Source organism: Streptococcus parasanguinis (assembly GCF_000963275.1).
GTDB classification, from domain to species: Bacteria; Bacillota; Bacilli; order Lactobacillales; family Streptococcaceae; genus Streptococcus; species Streptococcus parasanguinis_B.
This window is the reverse complement of sequence record NZ_JYOW01000001.1, coordinates 929,886-947,969: the sequence shown is the minus strand read 5'-3', so window position 1 is coordinate 947,969 and position 18,084 is coordinate 929,886. Positions and strand designations below refer to the sequence as shown.

26 protein-coding genes and 1 other annotated feature are annotated in these 18,084 nt (G+C 39.3%); of the genes, 25 read left to right on the top strand and 1 reads right to left on the bottom strand.

Annotated elements, in window-relative coordinates:
* Positions 1 to 221 precede the first annotated feature (221 nt).
* The 11 genes from TZ97_RS04760 (at position 222) to TZ97_RS04715 (ending at position 6,323) form a co-directional block, all read left to right on the top strand.
* The gene (locus TZ97_RS04760) at positions 222 to 692 is read left to right on the top strand and encodes a hypothetical protein (protein ID WP_045759568.1); all 471 of its coding nucleotides are present in this window, start codon (positions 222 to 224) and stop codon (positions 690 to 692) included.
* Between the two features lie 50 nt (positions 693 to 742).
* Positions 743 to 1,171, top strand: a complete 429-nt coding sequence (locus TZ97_RS04755) for a hypothetical protein (RefSeq protein ID WP_045759567.1) — start codon at positions 743 to 745, stop codon at positions 1,169 to 1,171.
* Positions 1,172 to 1,230: 59 nt separating this feature from the next.
* A complete protein-coding gene (locus tag TZ97_RS04750) occupies positions 1,231 to 1,668 on the top strand; it encodes a hypothetical protein (RefSeq protein WP_045759566.1) in 438 nt (145 codons plus the stop codon).
* A gap of 34 nt (positions 1,669 to 1,702) precedes the next feature.
* Positions 1,703 to 2,128 (top strand): hypothetical protein, encoded by a 426-nt coding sequence (locus tag TZ97_RS04745; protein ID WP_045759565.1) that lies wholly within the window; start codon positions 1,703 to 1,705, stop codon positions 2,126 to 2,128.
* Positions 2,129 to 2,260: 132 nt separating this feature from the next.
* Positions 2,261 to 2,707 (top strand): hypothetical protein, encoded by a 447-nt coding sequence (locus tag TZ97_RS04740; protein ID WP_031573584.1) that lies wholly within the window; start codon positions 2,261 to 2,263, stop codon positions 2,705 to 2,707.
* Positions 2,708 to 2,742: 35 nt separating this feature from the next.
* Complete coding sequence (locus TZ97_RS04735; protein WP_031573586.1) at positions 2,743 to 3,186, top strand: hypothetical protein; 444 nt, start codon at positions 2,743 to 2,745, stop codon at positions 3,184 to 3,186.
* Between the two features lie 342 nt (positions 3,187 to 3,528).
* On the top strand, positions 3,529 to 3,969 hold the full coding sequence (locus TZ97_RS04730; RefSeq protein WP_031573589.1) for a hypothetical protein: 441 nt from the start codon (positions 3,529 to 3,531) through the stop codon (positions 3,967 to 3,969).
* Positions 3,962 to 4,747: a cutinase family protein gene (locus TZ97_RS10905; RefSeq protein WP_235287894.1), complete on the top strand. Its 786-nt coding sequence runs from the start codon at positions 3,962 to 3,964 to the stop codon at positions 4,745 to 4,747. The genes TZ97_RS04730 and TZ97_RS10905 overlap by 8 nt, the downstream gene beginning before the upstream one ends.
* 45 nt (positions 4,748 to 4,792) lie before the next feature.
* Positions 4,793 to 5,662: a hypothetical protein gene (locus tag TZ97_RS10900; RefSeq protein WP_235287892.1), complete on the top strand. Its 870-nt coding sequence runs from the start codon at positions 4,793 to 4,795 to the stop codon at positions 5,660 to 5,662.
* A gap of 15 nt (positions 5,663 to 5,677) precedes the next feature.
* Entirely contained in the window at positions 5,678 to 5,965 is a 288-nt protein-coding gene (locus tag TZ97_RS04720; RefSeq protein ID WP_080934842.1) for a hypothetical protein, read from the top strand.
* A 58-nt stretch (positions 5,966 to 6,023) separates the two neighbouring features.
* Positions 6,024 to 6,323, top strand: a complete 300-nt coding sequence (locus TZ97_RS04715; protein WP_235287890.1) for a hypothetical protein — start codon at positions 6,024 to 6,026, stop codon at positions 6,321 to 6,323.
* A gap of 19 nt (positions 6,324 to 6,342) precedes the next feature.
* On the opposite strand, the gene TZ97_RS04710 is transcribed toward TZ97_RS04715, so the two are convergent.
* Positions 6,343 to 6,777 (bottom strand): DUF6556 family protein, encoded by a 435-nt coding sequence (locus tag TZ97_RS04710; protein ID WP_045759564.1) that lies wholly within the window; start codon positions 6,775 to 6,777, stop codon positions 6,343 to 6,345.
* A gap of 192 nt (positions 6,778 to 6,969) precedes the next feature.
* Here TZ97_RS04710 and TZ97_RS04705 point away from each other — a divergent pair, with 192 nt between their 5' ends.
* From TZ97_RS04705 to lacD, 14 genes are all read left to right on the top strand, one after another.
* Complete coding sequence (locus TZ97_RS04705) at positions 6,970 to 8,112, top strand: cysteine desulfurase family protein (RefSeq protein WP_045759563.1); 1,143 nt, start codon at positions 6,970 to 6,972, stop codon at positions 8,110 to 8,112.
* 18 nt (positions 8,113 to 8,130) lie between these two features.
* The gene (thiI, locus tag TZ97_RS04700) at positions 8,131 to 9,351 is read left to right on the top strand and encodes a tRNA uracil 4-sulfurtransferase ThiI (RefSeq protein WP_045759562.1); all 1,221 of its coding nucleotides are present in this window, start codon (positions 8,131 to 8,133) and stop codon (positions 9,349 to 9,351) included.
* 52 nt (positions 9,352 to 9,403) lie between these two features.
* Positions 9,404 to 9,946 (top strand): membrane lipoprotein lipid attachment site-containing protein, encoded by a 543-nt coding sequence (locus TZ97_RS04695; protein WP_045759561.1) that lies wholly within the window; start codon positions 9,404 to 9,406, stop codon positions 9,944 to 9,946.
* 137 nt (positions 9,947 to 10,083) lie between these two features.
* Positions 10,084 to 10,171: a sequence feature (ribosomal protein L21 leader region), on the top strand.
* A 34-nt stretch (positions 10,172 to 10,205) separates the two neighbouring features.
* Positions 10,206 to 10,520, top strand: coding sequence for a 50S ribosomal protein L21 (rplU, locus tag TZ97_RS04690; RefSeq protein WP_003007734.1), 315 nt, complete (start codon positions 10,206 to 10,208; stop codon positions 10,518 to 10,520).
* Between the two features lie 15 nt (positions 10,521 to 10,535).
* A complete protein-coding gene (locus TZ97_RS04685; protein WP_003002581.1) occupies positions 10,536 to 10,880 on the top strand; it encodes a ribosomal-processing cysteine protease Prp in 345 nt (114 codons plus the stop codon).
* Between the two features lie 17 nt (positions 10,881 to 10,897).
* Positions 10,898 to 11,191 carry a 50S ribosomal protein L27 gene (rpmA, locus tag TZ97_RS04680; RefSeq protein ID WP_003002805.1) on the top strand — a complete coding sequence of 98 codons (294 nt, stop codon included), beginning with the start codon at positions 10,898 to 10,900 and terminating at the stop codon, positions 11,189 to 11,191.
* Positions 11,192 to 11,403: 212 nt separating this feature from the next.
* Positions 11,404 to 12,150, top strand: coding sequence for a DeoR/GlpR family DNA-binding transcription regulator (locus TZ97_RS04675; RefSeq protein WP_045759560.1), 747 nt, complete (start codon positions 11,404 to 11,406; stop codon positions 12,148 to 12,150).
* 342 nt (positions 12,151 to 12,492) lie between these two features.
* Complete coding sequence (locus TZ97_RS04670; RefSeq protein ID WP_023918370.1) at positions 12,493 to 12,969, top strand: PTS sugar transporter subunit IIA; 477 nt, start codon at positions 12,493 to 12,495, stop codon at positions 12,967 to 12,969.
* Between the two features lie 35 nt (positions 12,970 to 13,004).
* On the top strand, positions 13,005 to 13,310 hold the full coding sequence (locus tag TZ97_RS04665) for a PTS sugar transporter subunit IIB (RefSeq protein ID WP_003002828.1): 306 nt from the start codon (positions 13,005 to 13,007) through the stop codon (positions 13,308 to 13,310).
* Between the two features lie 98 nt (positions 13,311 to 13,408).
* Positions 13,409 to 14,884, top strand: a complete 1,476-nt coding sequence (locus TZ97_RS04660) for a PTS transporter subunit IIC (protein ID WP_045759559.1) — start codon at positions 13,409 to 13,411, stop codon at positions 14,882 to 14,884.
* 202 nt (positions 14,885 to 15,086) lie between these two features.
* The gene (gene lacA, locus TZ97_RS04655; RefSeq protein ID WP_003007724.1) at positions 15,087 to 15,512 is read left to right on the top strand and encodes a galactose-6-phosphate isomerase subunit LacA; all 426 of its coding nucleotides are present in this window, start codon (positions 15,087 to 15,089) and stop codon (positions 15,510 to 15,512) included.
* Positions 15,513 to 15,528: 16 nt separating this feature from the next.
* The gene (lacB, locus tag TZ97_RS04650) at positions 15,529 to 16,044 is read left to right on the top strand and encodes a galactose-6-phosphate isomerase subunit LacB (protein WP_045759558.1); all 516 of its coding nucleotides are present in this window, start codon (positions 15,529 to 15,531) and stop codon (positions 16,042 to 16,044) included.
* A gap of 10 nt (positions 16,045 to 16,054) precedes the next feature.
* Positions 16,055 to 16,984: a tagatose-6-phosphate kinase gene (locus TZ97_RS04645; RefSeq protein WP_045759557.1), complete on the top strand. Its 930-nt coding sequence runs from the start codon at positions 16,055 to 16,057 to the stop codon at positions 16,982 to 16,984.
* A 1-nt stretch (position 16,985) separates the two neighbouring features.
* The gene (gene lacD, locus TZ97_RS04640; RefSeq protein ID WP_045759556.1) at positions 16,986 to 17,966 is read left to right on the top strand and encodes a tagatose-bisphosphate aldolase; all 981 of its coding nucleotides are present in this window, start codon (positions 16,986 to 16,988) and stop codon (positions 17,964 to 17,966) included.
* Positions 17,967 to 18,084 lie beyond the last annotated feature (118 nt).

The following is an 18,084-nucleotide window of genomic DNA, read 5'->3' as shown; positions in this document are numbered from 1 at the left end:
GGCGGAAAGTTTCATTATATATTTAGATACTCTACAAAAATGCAACATTTGAATTTTTAGCATCACTTAGGTTGTTATTTGTACAAAAGGATTACCTATATTCTAGCAGAACCCCGCAAGTTCTTTTATGATTGTTGCATAAAGTCTCTAACTAGTGAGTTAGATTGAGATTCAAATGAAAGATGCTATAATAGTAAGGAAAGTGACTGGCCCATTCAGTCATGAAAGGAAGGATTGGAGTAGAAGAGATGAAGAGACAACTGGAATTATTTTTGATTATTCTGTTACCGATCCTAGGACTTGTTTTTCTTGGCGGAAAAATCATGAATCTGACTAAAAGACCCGAACAGAAGATAACGGCTTCATCTTCAAAGAAAGTCGTACAGAAATCAGAAGAAGAATTAAAAAAAGAACAAGTAGCATATCTCAAAGAACACGAGCAGGAAATCGTTGATTATGTGAAGGCTCAAAATCCGAAAGTCGAATCTGTTCAGATTGATTGGGATGAAACTCAGATGAGTGATGGTGGGCTTACAACTCCTGAATATTATATGAATGTTTATGGAGGTATAAATCATATTGAAGAATCGAGTTGGGGAGTAGATATTCCCATGAATGAAGATGGGACTGTAAATCTTAAAAATATGACAATGGGTGATTACATCAGTATTGATGGTGAGCCTATTGACTAATGGAAATATAAAGCGTATTGAAAAAGAACTGTTTTAGAGAAAGTTACCACATGGAAAAACGAACGATATTTAAATTAATCACTACGATAGCTGTTTTTGTAAGTATGGGTGGTTGCGTAAAACCAAAAGGGCAAACGAAACAAGCGCAAACTGTCGTTTCTTCATCAACAAAAGAAGACAAAGAAGCCATAAAACAAAAACAAATCGCTTATCTCAAAGAGCATGAGCAAGAAATGACGGCCTATGTGAAAGCACATAATGACAATATTCATCAGGTGTCTTATGACTGGGACAGTATTAAAACAGTTGTAGGAGGTAATGGAACACCTCAGGGAGGTGACGAAATACTATTAGTTTATGGTTATGCCAATGGAAGTGATCTAACAAATTTTAGCCTGAATTTTACGTTAGACGAAAATAAAATGCCTAAAATAGATTCAATTGGTTCTGATAGTTTATATCGGGTAGAAAAGAAATGATCCGTCCGTTAGACAATGAGAGATGCAATAGAGGAATCATTATTAAACGAAATAAAATTATGAGAAAACAAATAAACAATCTGATGATCGCACTTGCTTTCATTTCAACACTTGGATGTCTAGTAGGATGTGTGAAGCAAGAACGTGAAAAGAGCAGACAAGCGCAGACTGTCACCTCTTCAACCACAAAGAAAGACAAAGGAGTCATTAAACAAAAACAGCTCTCTTTTCTCAAGGAACATGAGCAAGAAATCGTCGATTTTGTGAAATCAAAGAGTTCAAAGGTTGAATCTGTTCAGATTTATTGGGATGAAACGCAATGGATTGATGGTGGAAATGGGACCCCACAAGGTGGAGATGAGGTCATAGAAATTTTTGGAACCGTCAATCAATTTGAAGATTCAGGATGGAGGGTGGATGTCGTATTTGATTCTGATCAAAAGATGACATTCAGTATGGGCCATCATATTAGTATTAAGGGTGATTATATTGAGTAAGAACCGGAAGATTCAAAGCCTGTAAGGAGGATTTATGAAGAGACAAGAAAAAATGATTTTCAATTTACTTGCTTTATGTGTCACATTGCTCATCATCACAGGTTGCACTGTAAAATCTAAAGAAGAGATGAAGCAAGAAAAAACGAATGTTTCTTCCTCCACCAAAGAAGATACAGAAGTGCTCAAACAAAGGCAAGTCGACTTTTTAAAAAAATACGAGTCCGAAATTACGAACTACATAAAGTCGAATGATCCGGAAGTTGTTCGAGTCAAGTATGACTGGGATAGTGTGAAAGTAGGAGATAGCGGTTCTTTTACAGAATCAGGGTTTGACATTCGTTTAAAGGTCTATGGGGCTAATGATAAGGAACTCAATGGCTATTCATTTTTTATTGTACCAAAACCAAATGTTGAGAATCCAACTTCAATTGATTCAATTTCTGGTTCGAATTTTCCTTGATAAAATCAACAGATCATTCTACCTATTAAGAGGAAAGGATTCCAAAAATATTTGAGCTATGAGTCCATAATAGCTCAGGAAATGATAGGTGAAATTTTAAAGAAAAATCTGTACAGAATGATATGAGGACTTATGAAAAGTCGAAAAATCACGACGATAGGTGTAACAATTGCAGTGTTGCTATGTATAGGTGGATGTATCGTGAAACATAAAGATGATACAAAACAAGGAAAAACGATTGCTGCTTCATCAACGAAAGGCCTAAAGGAAGATGAAGAAACTATAATGAAAAAACAACTTGCTTATCTCAAAGAGCACGAGCAAGAAATCGTCGCTTTTTTGAAAGCCCAAAGTTCGAAAGTTGAATCCGTTCAAATATATTGGGATGAAACTGAGTGGGGAGTAGCCGGAAATGGGACGCCACAAGGTGGTGACGAGATGATTCTCATTTTTGGGGGATTTAATCAAAATCCTGAATCCAGTTGGCGAGTTGATGTGGTCGTGAAAGATGGACAAATTAATTTAAAGACGATATCTTTGGGCCAATACTTAAGGATAGGTGGAAGAATTTTTGAATAAATAAGTTGATAGATGTGTAGATTGGAGAGAATTGAATGAAGAGACAAATGGAACTATTTTTGATCATTTTGTTACCGATACTAGGACTGGTTTTTCTTGGAGGAAAAATCATGACCCTGACCAAAAGACCCGAACAGAAGATAACGGCCTCATCTTCAAAGAAAGTTGTACAAAAAACAGAAGGAGACATAAAAAAAGAACAACTGGACTACCTAAAAGAACACGAACAGAAGGTTATTGATTTAGTCAAAGCACAAAATTCAAAAGTTGAATCCGTTCAGATTGATTGGGATCAGACACAATGGGGTGATGGTGGACTGACAACTCCTGAATATTATATGAGTGTTTATGGACGTATAAATAATATTGAAGAATCGGGTTGGGGAGTAGATATCCCAATTAATGATGACAATACATTGAATCTAGATGAGATGTATATAGGATCCGACATTAGAATAGGGGGGAGATTATTTGAGTAATTGAACTTAAAATGATAGGAGAAAAACGTGCTATGAGTTCGCAATAGACCAATAGTCTAGATCGTAACCAACGTCATAACTCTTTAATTTAAAACTTTGATAATCAAAAGTAAAGAATTCATTTAATCATGTTTTAAAAAGCTCCATGTAGTGAGATGACTTGATTTTCAAACTATAAATGCTATAATAATTGAGATAACATTTATCCAGTTTCCAGTCTTAGGATAGAAATTAGCAGATGAATAGTATGAGTTGGACAAATGACTATTACAATGAGTTTGTTAAGAGAAATGACAGGTGGAAATTTTAGAGAATAATCTGTGCATAATGATAGGAGGACTCATGAAAAGTCGAAAAATCATGATAACAGTTGCATCAATTGTAGTACTACTAAGTATAGGAGGGTGTACCGTGAAACATAAAGATGATACAAAACAAGGAAAAACGATTGCTACTTCATCTACGAAAGAACTAAAGGAAGATGAAGAAACTATAAAGAAAAAACAACTGGACTACCTAAAAAAACACGAACAGAAGATCATTGATTTAGTCAAAGCACAAAATTCAAAAGTTGAATCCGTTCAGATTGATTGGGATCAGACACAATGGGGTGATGGTGGACTGACAACTCCTGAATATTATATGAGTGTTTATGGACGTATAAATAATATTGAAGAATCGGGTTGGGGAGTAGATATCCCAATTAATGATGACAATACATTGAATCTAGATGAGATGTATATAGGATCCGACATTGATATAGGGGGAAGATTATTTGAGTAATTGGAATTTAAAAAGTTTTGATAATCTACATGCTTCATTAGCAGAATCAGCTTACAGATATAGACCCAAAAAATTTCCATATGAACAATTAAATGAGTCCAAGAAAAATAGACTAAATTCTGGTAAATCAGTAGAATTTAATTTTTCTACAGATGGTAAAGATTCGGAAGGTCAAGTAACTCATGGCGGGGGTACGGATCTACCGAATGGTGGCAAGGTTTATCTTCAACCGGATAATAAAAAGTTGTTAGAGGATGAAGAAACTGGATACCACGCTTATTATGTCACAGATACTGATACGATCAACGCGAATACGCACCAGACTTATTTTGCTATTCGTGGAAGTGATGGTTTTGGCTTTAATTTATCACAAATTAAGAAAGGTAATTTTAAGGAATTTAACTATCAAGATTGGATCAATAATGATGCAGCTTTTGCACTTACGGATGCGATTGTTCCCCAAGCACAATATGCTACAAAAGGGATGAAAGAAAAGATCACTGAATTAGAAGAAAAAGCTGCCCCGGATGCTAAAATAGATGTAACGGCTCATTCGCTTGGAACAATGGTCTCCGTACAAGGTTTGGCAGGATTATCTGAATCAGAATTGAATCACGTTGGAAAAGCTGTTCTTTTTGATGGTCCAGATACAACGTTGAGCTTGATAAAGGCAGGATATAGCCCGGAAAAACTGAAATTATTAGATGAAAAAATTGTTTATTATGTCAACCCTTTTGATCCAGTTAGCATGCTCAATCGGGATAGACCTTGGGATTAACAACTTGGTAAAGTTAATGTAGTTGTCCCAATTAAGTATACTAGTATGATGAACAAGTATTCCTCTCATGATTTCGGTGCCTATCAAATAGACAGTTATGGCAATATCCTAACGGCATCGGAATCCTATCATCCAGAGTTGTTAGTTGCAGGTCAGAGACTTGCTAAGCTGAACAGAAGAACTATAGATAACCTGAAGAATTATATTCCTGAGGAAGCAATTGAACGCATTGTGACAATGAAACCAGAAGTATTTCAAAAACTTACTTCATTGTTACATGAAGCATTAAAAGATCCTTTGAATCATAAGACAGAAATTTATCTAATATTCCGTGACGGATTTGGTATTGGTATCACTGATGCCACGAAAATAATTTCTAATATACCTTCAATTGCTTCAGGACTTTCAGAATATTTACAAGAATATGATAAAATTATAAAAGATGCTCAGAAAGCTTCTTTGGAATGGGATAGAAAAAATTTAGACCTCAAGAATCCTAATAATTTGCACAACAAAATCAAAAGTGTTGGGAGCTATGCGGAGCGAATCTTACTTCGAACAGAATTGTTATATGCAGCAGTTCAATTGGCAGATGCAGATATTGAGCAGAAGGTGTCAGAAACAGAGAAAATGATCACGACTGCGGAAAAAAATGTAAAAGCTTCGGTTGAATCATCTAGAAATACTGTTTATGCATTAGGATGGGCATTATCGGCAAGTGAAAGAGAAAGTTTAATGACTGACTTGACTTTTGAACATTTGTGGGATAGCGGAATTGCGGAGACCGATAAAAGTAATTTAAAGAACTACAAAGAAAAAATAAGTGGCTTCTCAAAGAGTATGATTCAATGTGCGCAGAAACTTGTAGAGGTTGATGAACAAGGCGCTGCTGATATTTTTGGATCCTTATCATAAAAGAAGGAGGAAACGATGCCAATAAGTTTACCGTTTATGAATGAAAAACTGATGGAAGTACTGAAAGCACAGCAGAGATTAGCAGTAAAAGCGGCTGTTGCAGTGGCAGTTAATACTATAAAATTTACAAATGCTCCTCTTCAACGAAACTTGAAAACAAAAGCAGAGGAATTAGAAAACTATGCTAAAAAGACTTACAGTGAAAATATCACGGATGGTCTTGAAGGACAAGCCGCAACTGCGGCAAAAAACTATTTGTCTAAAGTGAGCAAACCAGAACTTACTAGTCCGCTAAGAAATTGAGAATTGACAGAAGATGAAGGAAGATCTTTATAAATTAGAACTTGAATTTGATAGCAAAATGAAACAGTTAAAGAAAAAAGAGGAATCTCTTGAAGAAGATCTCTCTTATTTTCTACAGCAAACGGACCAGTTGAAAGAAGAAGTCTATCGCATGGCAGAAGGTGAGTTACCTGCAGAAGTTCATACTTATTTTTTCCAAATGGATGAAAATAGTGAACGATTTCGACGTGACGTCTTTGAACAATTGGATCAAATCCAGGAAGAGCGCTCAAAGCTCAAATGGGAGTATGACAATGAAATAGATGCATTCTATAAAAATCAGAAAAAACTGGAATCGAAATCCAAAAAAAATCAGTAAGGTTGCCCTTACTGATTTTTTAGTTGGATCCAGATGATGCTGTATCTGCGCCACTGTCTGTTGCTGTGGAGCCTTGGTCTTGTGCAGCAGATGAACTGGTGTCTGTAGCAGATGAGCTATCGGTTTCTTTTTGTGAACTAGCATCTGTATTGCTTGAATCGGTTTGCGTATTGGTATTAGCATCTGTATTGGTAGCGCTTGAGTCAGATCCCTTATCGTGGACCACGACTACGCTGGTGCTACTAGATGGTTTATCTTCTGTCTTTTGATTGTCTTTATTGAGCAGGCTCATAATGGTAAAGGAAGTGACGATAATCCCTAAGAGACTGGCAATCGTAGCTACAACCGTTTGAAATACGGATAGGCCTTGTTTGACTTTTTCACCACGTGAAGGTCTTGAATCTGTAGTATCTTCTGGTTTTTGGTTTTTATTGCTTCTTGAATATTGTGACATGTTCTTTCTCTTTCTATCAAAAATTGTTTTTTAACACTTTCCTATTATAAGTCATTTTCTGAAAAATGTCTAAAAAGAACTGAATTTTAGGGAGTGATTTTGCACCAGGTCTAGTGATCAAATCCTTGTCCCAAGCGGTTAGAAATGATAAAATAGAAGTTACGTAAAAAGAAAGTGATGGATGTGTAGGACATGATTTATTTTGACAATTCAGCAACGACCAAACCTTATCCAGAAGCCCTTGCGACCTATACAGAAGTGGCCACTCGGATTTGGGGGAACCCTTCTAGTTTGCACAATCTAGGTAGTCAAGCGACTCGTATTTTAGAAGCTTCTCGGAAACAGATTGCAGAGTTAATTGGCAAGAAAGCTGAGGAAATTTACTTCACGTCTGGTGGGACCGAAGGGGACAACTGGATCCTCAAGGGTGTCGCTTTTGAGAAAGCTCCTTATGGCAAGCATATCATTGTCTCTGACATCGAGCATCCCGCTATCAAGGAGTCCGCTGCTTGGTTAAAGACGCAAGGATTCGAAGTGGATTATGCTCCAGTGGATGCGCGTGGCTTTGTCAAAGTAGATGCCTTGGCTAGCCTTCTCCGTCCAGATACGACCTTGGTCTCTGTCATGGCTGTCAACAATGAGATTGGCTCCATCCAGCCCATCCATGAAATTGCGGCTCTTTTGGAAGATCGCCCAACGGTTAGTTTCCATGTCGATGCTGTTCAAGCTTTGGCAAAGGTAGCAACAGAAGTTTATCTACCAGAGCGCGTGGACTTTGCGACCTTCTCTAGTCACAAATTCCATGGACTTCGCGGAGTCGGCTTTGTCTACATCAAAGAAGGCAAAAAGATCACCCCTCTCTTAACCGGAGGTGGTCAAGAAAAAGAAATGCGCTCGACAACTGAGAATGTGGCAGGCATTGCAGCAACAGCAAAAGCCCTACGCTTAGCCATGGAAAACCAAGAAGCTTTTGCCAGCAAGACCCAGCAGATGAAAGAAGTCATCCGCAAAGAATTGTCCAACTATCCAGATGTCACTATCTTTTCTGGTGAGGATCACTTTGCGCCTCACATCTTGACTTTCGGGATCAAGGGAGTTCGTGGAGAAGTAGTGGTCCATGCCTTTGAAGAGTTTGATATTTACATCTCGACCACTAGTGCCTGTTCGTCCAAAGCAGGTAAGCCAGCTGGAACCTTGATTGCCATGGGAGTGGACAAGAGTATCGCACAGACAGCTGTTCGCTTAAGCCTCGATCTTGAAAATGACATGAGCCAAGTCGAGCAATTCTTGACCAAGTTCAAACTGATTTACGAGCAAACACGAAAAGTACGTTAATTTTAGAAGGAAATCAACATGACCTTAACCTATTCAGAAATTATGATTCGCTATGGAGAGCTTTCTACTAAAGGAAAGAACCGTATGCGTTTTATCAATAAACTTCGCAATAATATCCAAGATGTTTTATCTATCTATCCAGCTGTCAAAGTGACAGCCGACCGTGATCGAGCGCATGCTTATCTGCACGGGACGGATTATGAGCCAGTAGCAGAATCCCTCAAGCAGGTTTTTGGAATCCAAAATTTTTCACCCGTATACAAGATTGAAAAATCTGTTCCGGCCTTAAAAGCGGCTGTGCAAGAGATTATGAAGGAGATTTACAAGGACGGCTTGACCTTTAAAATCTCAAGTAAACGCAGTGACCATACCTTTGAACTCGATAGTCGCGAGCTCAACCAAACCTTGGGAGGTGCGGTCTTTGAAGCGATCCCAACCATCCAAGCTCAGATGAAAAAACCAGATATCAACTTGCAAGTTGAAATTCGAGAAGAAGCAGCCTATATTTCTTATGAAACCATTAAGGGAGCTGGTGGCCTTCCTGTTGGTACATCTGGCAAGGGCATGCTCATGCTTTCTGGTGGGATCGACTCTCCAGTAGCTGGTTACCTAGCCTTGAAGCGTGGAGTGGATATCGAGGCGGTCCACTTTGCTAGCCCACCTTATACCAGCCCAGGAGCTCTTAAAAAAGCCCATGATTTAACACGGAAGTTGACTAAGTTTGGCGGCAATATCCAATTTATCGAGGTGCCCTTCACAGAGATCCAAGAGGAAATCAAGGCTAAAGCGCCAGAAGCTTACCTAATGACCCTGACTCGTCGCTTTATGATGCGCATTACAGACCGCATTCGCGAGGTTCGCGGTGGTTTGGTGATTATCAATGGTGAAAGCTTGGGACAAGTGGCTAGCCAAACCTTAGAGAGTATGCAGGCCATCAATGCAGTGACTAATACGCCGGTTATTCGTCCGGTAGTGACCATGGACAAATTGGAAATCATCGATATTGCCCAAGCCATTGATACCTTTGAAATTTCTATCCAGCCATTCGAAGACTGTTGTACCATCTTTGCGCCAGACCGTCCAAAGACGAATCCAAAACTCAAAAATGCGGAGCAGTATGAGCAACGGATGGATGTGGAAGATTTGGTTGAGCGTGCGGTAGCAGGCATCATCGTAACAGAGATCACACCAAAAGCAGAAAAAGATGAGGTCGATGACCTGATCGAGGATTTGCTATAGGAGAGACTGGGAGTATCCAGCCTCTTTTTCTAACCAACTTAAAGGAGACAAGATGAAAAAAATTATCGTTTTAATGACAAGTTTGCTTCTGTTGACAGGCTGCGTCAAAGTATCATTTACTGGTCCGAAAAAAGAAGAGAAGACCAGCCAGTCAACCAGCAGTAAAAAAGAACCGCTCACATTTGTCAGAGCCGACCAGTATAAAGACCAGGACAACGAAGTCCTGGAAGCGTCTGAGAAATTTATCAAGGAACATCCAACGCTTGGAGAACCTGGAAAATTATTTGTCTTTTTCCCAGGCTATACCTTTGGAAATGAGGAAAATCGCTTCGCCTTGTTCTTTATCGTGAATCGTACCACCACAACCATCGATCGTGATGGATCCTTTGTTCTGAATTTAGAATATGATGGGGAGCCACTATTCAAAGATGTCGCAGTTGACTATGAAGTGAGCGAATCTGGTGTATTGAAACCCAATACGGCTGCAGCCATTCCTATCAAAATCACCAAGGAACAAGAAGAAAAAATGAAGAGCATGAACGATTCTTCAAAAGCAAAAATGAGCTTCAATGACTTTAAATTTAAAGATAAGTAGAAGAAGTCGGTCTTACAAGCAATCTTAAAATAAAAGATATAAAATCATCCATTTTATAAAAGAAATTCGTTTTCAAAGCGCAAAAATACTTGTCATTGTCTGATAGAAGTGATATACTAAGAGAGTTGACTATGCACATGCCTGTGCAACCGCTCGAACATCGTTGCTCATTTTCATGAGAGTAAGTGGTTCGTCCCACGATGCTAGGCGAGTCTTCACAAAAATACGGGGAAACCCAAAAATACATAGGAGGTGCATAATGAGCACATACGCAATCATTAAAACTGGCGGAAAACAAGTTAAAGTTGAAGTTGGTCAAGCAGTCTACGTTGAAAAATTGAACGTTGAAGCTGGTCAAGAAGTTACATTTAACGAAGTTGTTCTTGTTGGTGGTGAAAACACTGTTGTCGGAACTCCACTTGTTTCAGGAGCTACTGTTGTTGGAACTGTTGAAAAACAAGGAAAACAAAAGAAAGTTGTTACTTACAAGTACAAACCTAAAAAAGGTAGCCACCGTAAACAAGGTCACCGTCAACCTTACACTAAAGTTGTCATCAACGCTATCAACGCTTAATTTTTAGGAGAACACATGATACAAGCAGTCTTTGAACGAGCCGAAGATGGCGAGCTGAGGAGTGCAGAAATCACTGGGCACGCTGGAAGCGGTGAATACGGCTTTGATGTCGTGTGTGCATCGGTTTCGACTCTAGCCATTAACTTTGTCAACTCTGTTGAGAAGTTTGCAGGCTACGAACCGGATCTAGAATTAAACGAAGAAGAAGGTGGCTTCCTTCGGGTCACAATCCCGACAGATATTCCACCACATCAAAGAGAAATGACCCAACTATTCTTTGAATCATTTTTCTTAGGGATGGCAAACTTATCGGAGAACTCTTCAGAGTTCGTCCAAACAAGAGTTATCACAGAAAACTAACATGGAGGAAAACAATTATGTTGAAATTGAATCTTGCTAACTTGCAACTTTTCGCCCACAAAAAAGGTGGAGGTTCTACATCAAACGGACGTGATTCACAAGCAAAACGTCTTGGAGCTAAAGCAGCTGATGGACAAACTGTAACAGGTGGATCTATCCTTTACCGTCAACGCGGTACACACATCTACCCAGGTGTGAACGTTGGACGTGGTGGAGACGATACTTTGTTCGCAAAAGTTGAAGGCGTAGTACGCTTCGAACGTAAAGGTCGCGATAAAAAACAAGTTTCTGTTTACCCAATCGCAAAATAAAAAGGTTTTCTAAACCTTTTTGTCCCGAGCCTGATCTAAAGGTGAGGAAGCTAGAAATAGCAAAATGAAAGCTTTCTGATTTATCAGAAGGCTTTTTTCTTTTATTTATTTAAAAATATCATGTTTACTCCTGTTAATATAATGTTTGAATTTGTGTTTTTTGAAAAATGTAGTATAATAGAGACAAATATAGTAGGAATGGAAGTAGTACCATGAAAGATAGCAGACATGTTGAAATTCTTCAGGAGCTGGATCGAAAAAGTGTGGTATCGGTCAAAGAGCTCAAGGAACTTTTTGGGGTGACAGACATGACCATTCGTCGCGATCTGATCGATCTTGAAAAACAAGGTCTTTTAGTTCGCGTACATGGTGGGGCCCACAAAAAAGTCAAAGATAGTTTATTAGAAGCTTCTCACAGTGAAAAAAATCTGATCAATATTGATGAGAAACGAACCATTGCCAAAAAATGTGCAGACTTGATCGAAAATGGGGATACCGTCTTTATTGGCTCTGGTACAACAACAGACTTTATCGGAGATTATTTGGAAGGAAAAGAAATTAGCATCGTCACCAACTCCCTCCCTATTTTTGAAAAGCTCAAGGATTTTCCTAATTATGACTTGATCTTAGTTGGTGGTCGCTACCGGGTAAAGACACAAACCTTTGTCGGTCAATTTGCCAATAAACTCTTGAAAGAAATCAAGGTTTCTAAGGCCTTCATCGGGGTGAATGGAATCGATGGCCATAGTGTCTCCACAGCTAATGAAGAAGAAGGAAATGGCAATGCCATTATTCTGAACAATGCGATAGAGAAATATGTGGTAGCTGATAACAGCAAGTTTGATAGTTATTCCTTCTACAGTTTCTATCGCGTGGAAGATCTAAATGCCATTATTACCGATAATAGCATTCCAAAGAAAATCAAAGACAAATACGCCTTGTATACGAAAATCATTTAAGATCAAGAGGCTGGGACAAAAGTCCTAGCCTCTCGATTATTTTTGGATTGTCAAGCAAGACGCAGTGGTTGAGTGGGCTCTACTACGCTGATTTCATCAGCTTTTACAGCCCTACTCAACTGTGCGGAGGTGGGACGACGAAATCGAATTCTAACGAATTACCGATTTCTGTCCCACTCTCTTTTTACTTTTTTAATAATGTTAGAAAATGACGGTTAGGAAGCGCTTTAGAATGTTATATAAACAAAAATGAACAAATTTAGACAAAAAAAGATTGACAATCAATCAATATAGTGATATACTGAGGCTATAAATAAATAGTTAGATAAGGAGGTGGCAACAATGGGATTAAATCAACTCTTTAACAAAGATCTTGTGTTTTGCCTACATGCCAAGGATCAAACAGATCTCTTTGAGCAGGTAGCAAGCTTATTGGAAGAGCGACAGATTGTGACACCAACCTATCGTTCCGCTTTGATTGAGCGTGAAAAGTCTTTCCCGACTGGATTAGACATGGAATTTCTTGGTAAAGACTTACCAAATGTGGCGATCCCGCATACAGATATTGTCCATAATCTCACTGAGAATGTGGTCGTTGTTCGTTTGGATCAACCCGTAACCTTCCATAATATGATTGCTCCAGATAAGGAAGTTCAAGTTTCACTCTTATTCTTTATTATCAATAATACGAGCTCAAGCCAAACCAATATTTTGGCCCAGCTGATGGATTTCTTTACATCCAATGGAAATCTCGAAGCTCTATCAAAATTAGATAGTGAAGATAAGCTTTATCAATACATTACGGAAACTATTTCCTAAAACATTCGTAAATATTTATAATGGAGGACATCCAAATGATTAAAATTTTAGCTGCCTGTGGTGCAGGTGTTAACTCTAGCCACCAAATTAAGAATGCGTTGGAAGAAGAGTTGTCAAACCGTGGTTATGATGTGCGTTGTGACGCAGTCATGGTCAAAGACGTGAACGAAGACTTGATTTCAGGTTATGACATCTTTACTCCAATTGCTGCGACAGATTTGGGATTCGATCCTGGTATTCCAGTGGTAGAAGCAGGACCAATCTTGTTCCGTATTCCAGCGATGAGTGCACCAGTCTTTGATAACATCGAAGCTGCCATTAAAGAACATGGATTAAGTTAATATTTTTTTAAACATGATTGTAAGCGTTATCCAATTATAAAATTGGAAACACTTTCTGCTGTAAATTACAAAAAATTCATAAATCGGGAGGATTTATTATGAATGGCATTATTGATTTTGCCAATAAATTTTTCAAACCCATCCTAGACATGGGTGCTCCGATCATCATGTTGATCGTCTTAACTTTATTGGCTCTCTTATTTGGAGTGAAATTCTCTAAAGCCCTTGAAGGTGGTATTAAACTTGCCATAGCCCTTACTGGTATCGGTGCTATCATCGGTATGTTGAATGGAGCTTTCTCAGCGTCTCTTGCAAAATTCGTTGAGAATACTGGTATTCAATTGAATATCACAGACGTTGGTTGGGCGCCTCTTGCGACCATCACTTGGGGGTCTGCCTGGACACTTTACTTCTTGTTGATTATGTTGATCGTCAACGTTATCATGCTTGCTATCAAGAAAACAGATACACTTGACGTCGATATCTTCGATATCTGGCACTTGTCTATCACTGGTCTTTTGATCAAATGGTATGCTGACAACAACGGTGTGAGCCAAGGTTTATCACTCTTCTTGGCAACTCTTGCAGTTGTCCTTGTAGGGATTATGAAAATCATCAACTCAGACTTGATGAAACCAACATTTGATGATCTTTTGAATGCTCCAAGTTCATCACCTATGACTTCAACTCACATGAACTACATGATGAACCCAATCATCATGGTCTTGGATAAAATCTTTGACAAATTCTTCCCTGGTCTTGATAAATACGACTTCGACGCTGCTAAATTGAACAAGAAGATCGGTTTCTGGGGATCTAAATTCTTTATCGGTTTCCTTCTTGGTATCGTCATCGGTATCATGGGTACTCCACATCCAGTTGCTGGTGTGCAAGATGCTGACAAATGGGAATTGGTTATTAAAGGTTGGTTGAGCCTTGGTTTGACTGCCGGTGTCTGCTTGGAATTGTTCTCATTGATCGGTTCTTGGTTCATCGCAGCAGTAGAACCATTGTCACAAGGTATTACAAACGTTGCTACTAAACGTCTTCAAGGACGTAAATTCAACATCGGTTTGGACTGGCCATTTATCGCTGGTCGTGCTGAAATCTGGGCTTGTGCCAACGTACTTGCACCAATCATGTTGATCGAAGCAGTGCTTCTTTCTAAAGTCGGAAATGGTATCTTGCCACTTGCAGGGATCATCGCTATGGGTGTAACTCCAGCCTTGTTGGTTGTAACACGCGGTAAATTGATCCGTATGATCATCTTCGGAAGCCTTCTCTTGCCACTCTTCCTTCTTTCAGGTACATTGATTGCACCATTTGCAACTCAATTGGCTAAGAGTGTTGATGCCTTCCCTAAAGGGGTAGCTTCTACTCAATTGATCACTCACTCAACTCTTGAAGGACCAGTTGAAAAATTGCTCGGTTGGACAATCGGTAACGCTACAACTGGTGATATCAAAGCTATCCTTGGTGTAGTTGTCTTCTTGGCATTCTATATCGGAATCTTCGCTTGGTACAGAAAACAAATGATCAAACGTAACGAAGAATATGCTGCAAATGCAAAATAATCGTTCCATGTAGTTTGAAAACTGACACCATATCTTTTCTAGATATGGTGTTTTTATTTTTAAAAAATGTTCGAAAATAAACAATTTAATGTTGACTTTCGTTCGAAATAGGTGTAATATAATATCAAAAGTAAGAAAATGTTTCTTTGTGAAAAATTAACAACAGGAATATTTGCTGAAACAAACAAAAGGAGGACAGGACATGTCTATTGTAATTGGTGCAGATGCTGCAGGATTAAGATTAAAAGATCTCGTGAAAGAGTTTCTTGTAAAAGAAAACTTCGATGTTGTAGATGTAACCGCTGAAGGTCAAGATTTTGTAGATGTGACACTTGCAGTTGCGAGCGAAGTGAACAAAAACGATCAAAATCTTGGAATCGTGATTGATGCTTATGGAGCTGGTCCATTTATGGTTGCGACTAAAATCAAAGGAATGGTGGCAGCAGAAGTTTCAGATGAACGTTCTGCTTATATGACACGTGGACACAACAATTCTCGAATGATTACCATGGGAGCTGAAATTGTTGGAGATGAATTGGCGAAAAACATTGCCAAAGGCTTCGTCAATGGTAAATACGACGGCGGCCGTCACCAAATCCGTGTCGATATGTTGAATAAGATGTGCTAATGAGAGGAGAATTCAAATGAGAATTGCAATTGGTTGTGATCACATTGTGACAAATGAGAAAATGGCTGTTTCTGATTTTTTGAAATCAAAAGGATATGAAGTGCTCGACTTTGGGACTTATGACCATACACGTACCCACTATCCAATCTTTGGTAAAAAAGTCGGTGAAGCTGTAGCAAGTGGCCAAGCTGATCTTGGTGTTTGTATCTGTGGTACTGGTGTTGGGATCAACAATGCTGTTAACAAAGTACCTGGTATCCGTTCTGCTTTGGTACGCGATATGACAACTGCTCTTTATGCTAAAGAAGAACTGAACGCGAATGTGATCGGTTTTGGTGGTAAGATCACTGGTGAATTGCTCATGTGCGATATTATTGAAGCATTTATCAACGCAGAATACAAACCAACTGAAGAAAATAAAAAATTGATCGCTAAGATCCAACATGTGGAAACCCATAATGCCCATCAAGCGGATGCTGATTTCTTCACAGAATTCCTTGAAAAATGGGACCGTGGTGAATACCACGACTAAGAGGTGACGTATGATATTAACGATCACGATGAACCCTTCGATTGATATCTCTTATCCTTTGGATGTACTCCAGTTGGATACAGTCAATCGTGTGGCTGAGGTGAGTAAGACAGCCGGTGGGAAAGGTCTCAATGTCACCCGTGTACTTTCTGAGATCAAGGATCCAGTGGCAGCGACCGGTCTACTTGGTGGTCGAACAGGTCAATTCATTCTCGATCATTTAGGAGAAGGAATAGAGGAACATTTCTTTGAGATTGAAGGAGATACACGAAATTGTATCGCCATCCTTCACGAAGGCAAGCAAACAGAAATCTTAGAAAAAGGTCCAACCATTTCTGATAAAGAGGGGCAAGGTTTCCTCGACCATTACCGTCACTTGATCGATCAAGTGGAAGTGGTTGCCATCTCGGGTAGTCTCCCAGCTGGTTTACCAGTGGACTATTATGCTAGCCTTGTCAAGATTGCAAGGGAAGCTGGAAAACCAGTCGTGCTCGATTGCTCGGGGGCTTCTTTAGAAGCTGCCATTCAAGCAGATGTCAAGCCAACGGTCATTAAGCCTAACAATGAAGAGTTATCTCAATTGTTAGGAAAAGAAGTGAGTAAGGATGTGGCAGACTTAAAAGAAGTTCTTCAGGATGCTCTCTTTGATGGCATCGAATGGGTGATTGTCTCCCTTGGAGCAAATGGCGCTTTTGCGAAGCACGGAGATGTCTTCTATAAGGTAGATATTCCTAAGATTGATGTCGTCAATCCAGTCGGATCAGGTGATTCGACTGTTGCAGGGATTGCATCTGGTCTCTATCATCATGAGAGTGACGCAGACTTGCTCAAGAAAGCAAATGTTCTTGGAATGTTAAATGCGCAAGAAGCACAAACAGGACATGTCAACATGGGGCACTATGATGCCTTGTATCAACAATTAATCGTAAAAGAGGTATAAAATGGTATTAACAGAACAAAAACGCAACTATTTGGAACGTCTTAGTACAAAAGACGGTGTTATTTCAGCTTTGGCCTTCGACCAACGTGGGGCTTTGAAACGCTTGATGGCCAAATACCAAGACACTGAGCCAACTGTAGCACAAATGGAAGAATTGAAAGTTCTCGTAGCAGATGAATTGACAAAATATGCTTCATCAATGTTGTTGGACCCAGAATATGGTTTGCCTGCTACGAAAGCCTTGGACAAAGATGCTGGTCTCTTGCTTGCATACGAAAAGACAGGCTACGATACATCCAGCACCAAACGCTTGCCTGACTGCTTGAACCTTTGGTCAGCAAAACGCATCAAAGAACAAGGTGCAGATGCTGTGAAATTCTTGCTCTACTATGATGTAGATAGTGCAGAAGAACTTAACCAAGAAAAACAAGCTTACATCGAACGTATTGGTTCAGAATGTGTGGCAGAAGACATTCCATTCTTCCTTGAAATCTTGGCTTATGACGAAGGAATTGCAGATGCTGCGTCAGCTGAATACGCGAAAGTGAAACCTCGTAAGGTGATTGAGGCGATGAAAGTCTTCTCAGATCCTCGTTTCAATATCGATGTATTGAAAGTAGAAGTTCCTGTCAATGTCAACTTCGTGGAAGGATTTGGAGAAGGTGAAGTTGTCTATAGTCGTGAAGAAGCAGCTGCCTTCTTTAAAGAACAAGAAGAAGCAACCAACCTTCCATACATCTACCTCAGTGCTGGTGTATCAGCAAAACTTTTCCAAGAAACTTTGGAGTTTGCTCATGCATCAGGTGCTAACTTCAATGGTGTTCTTTGTGGACGTGCGACATGGGCAGGTTCAGTAGAAGCTTACATCAAAGATGGAGAAGCAGCTGCTCGTGAATGGCTTCGTACAGAAGGTCGTCAAAATATTGAAGAATTGAATGCGGTCTTGGCTAAAGTGGCAACACCTTGGACAGAACGCGTGTAAGAAACAAATCGTTATTGCCTCCTAAAGCAACATTTAGAACATTGGAAGGAAGAAATTCCTTCCAATGTTCTTCATTATTTTTAGGCTTTGTTTATTTTTTATAAAAAATGTTTAAAAA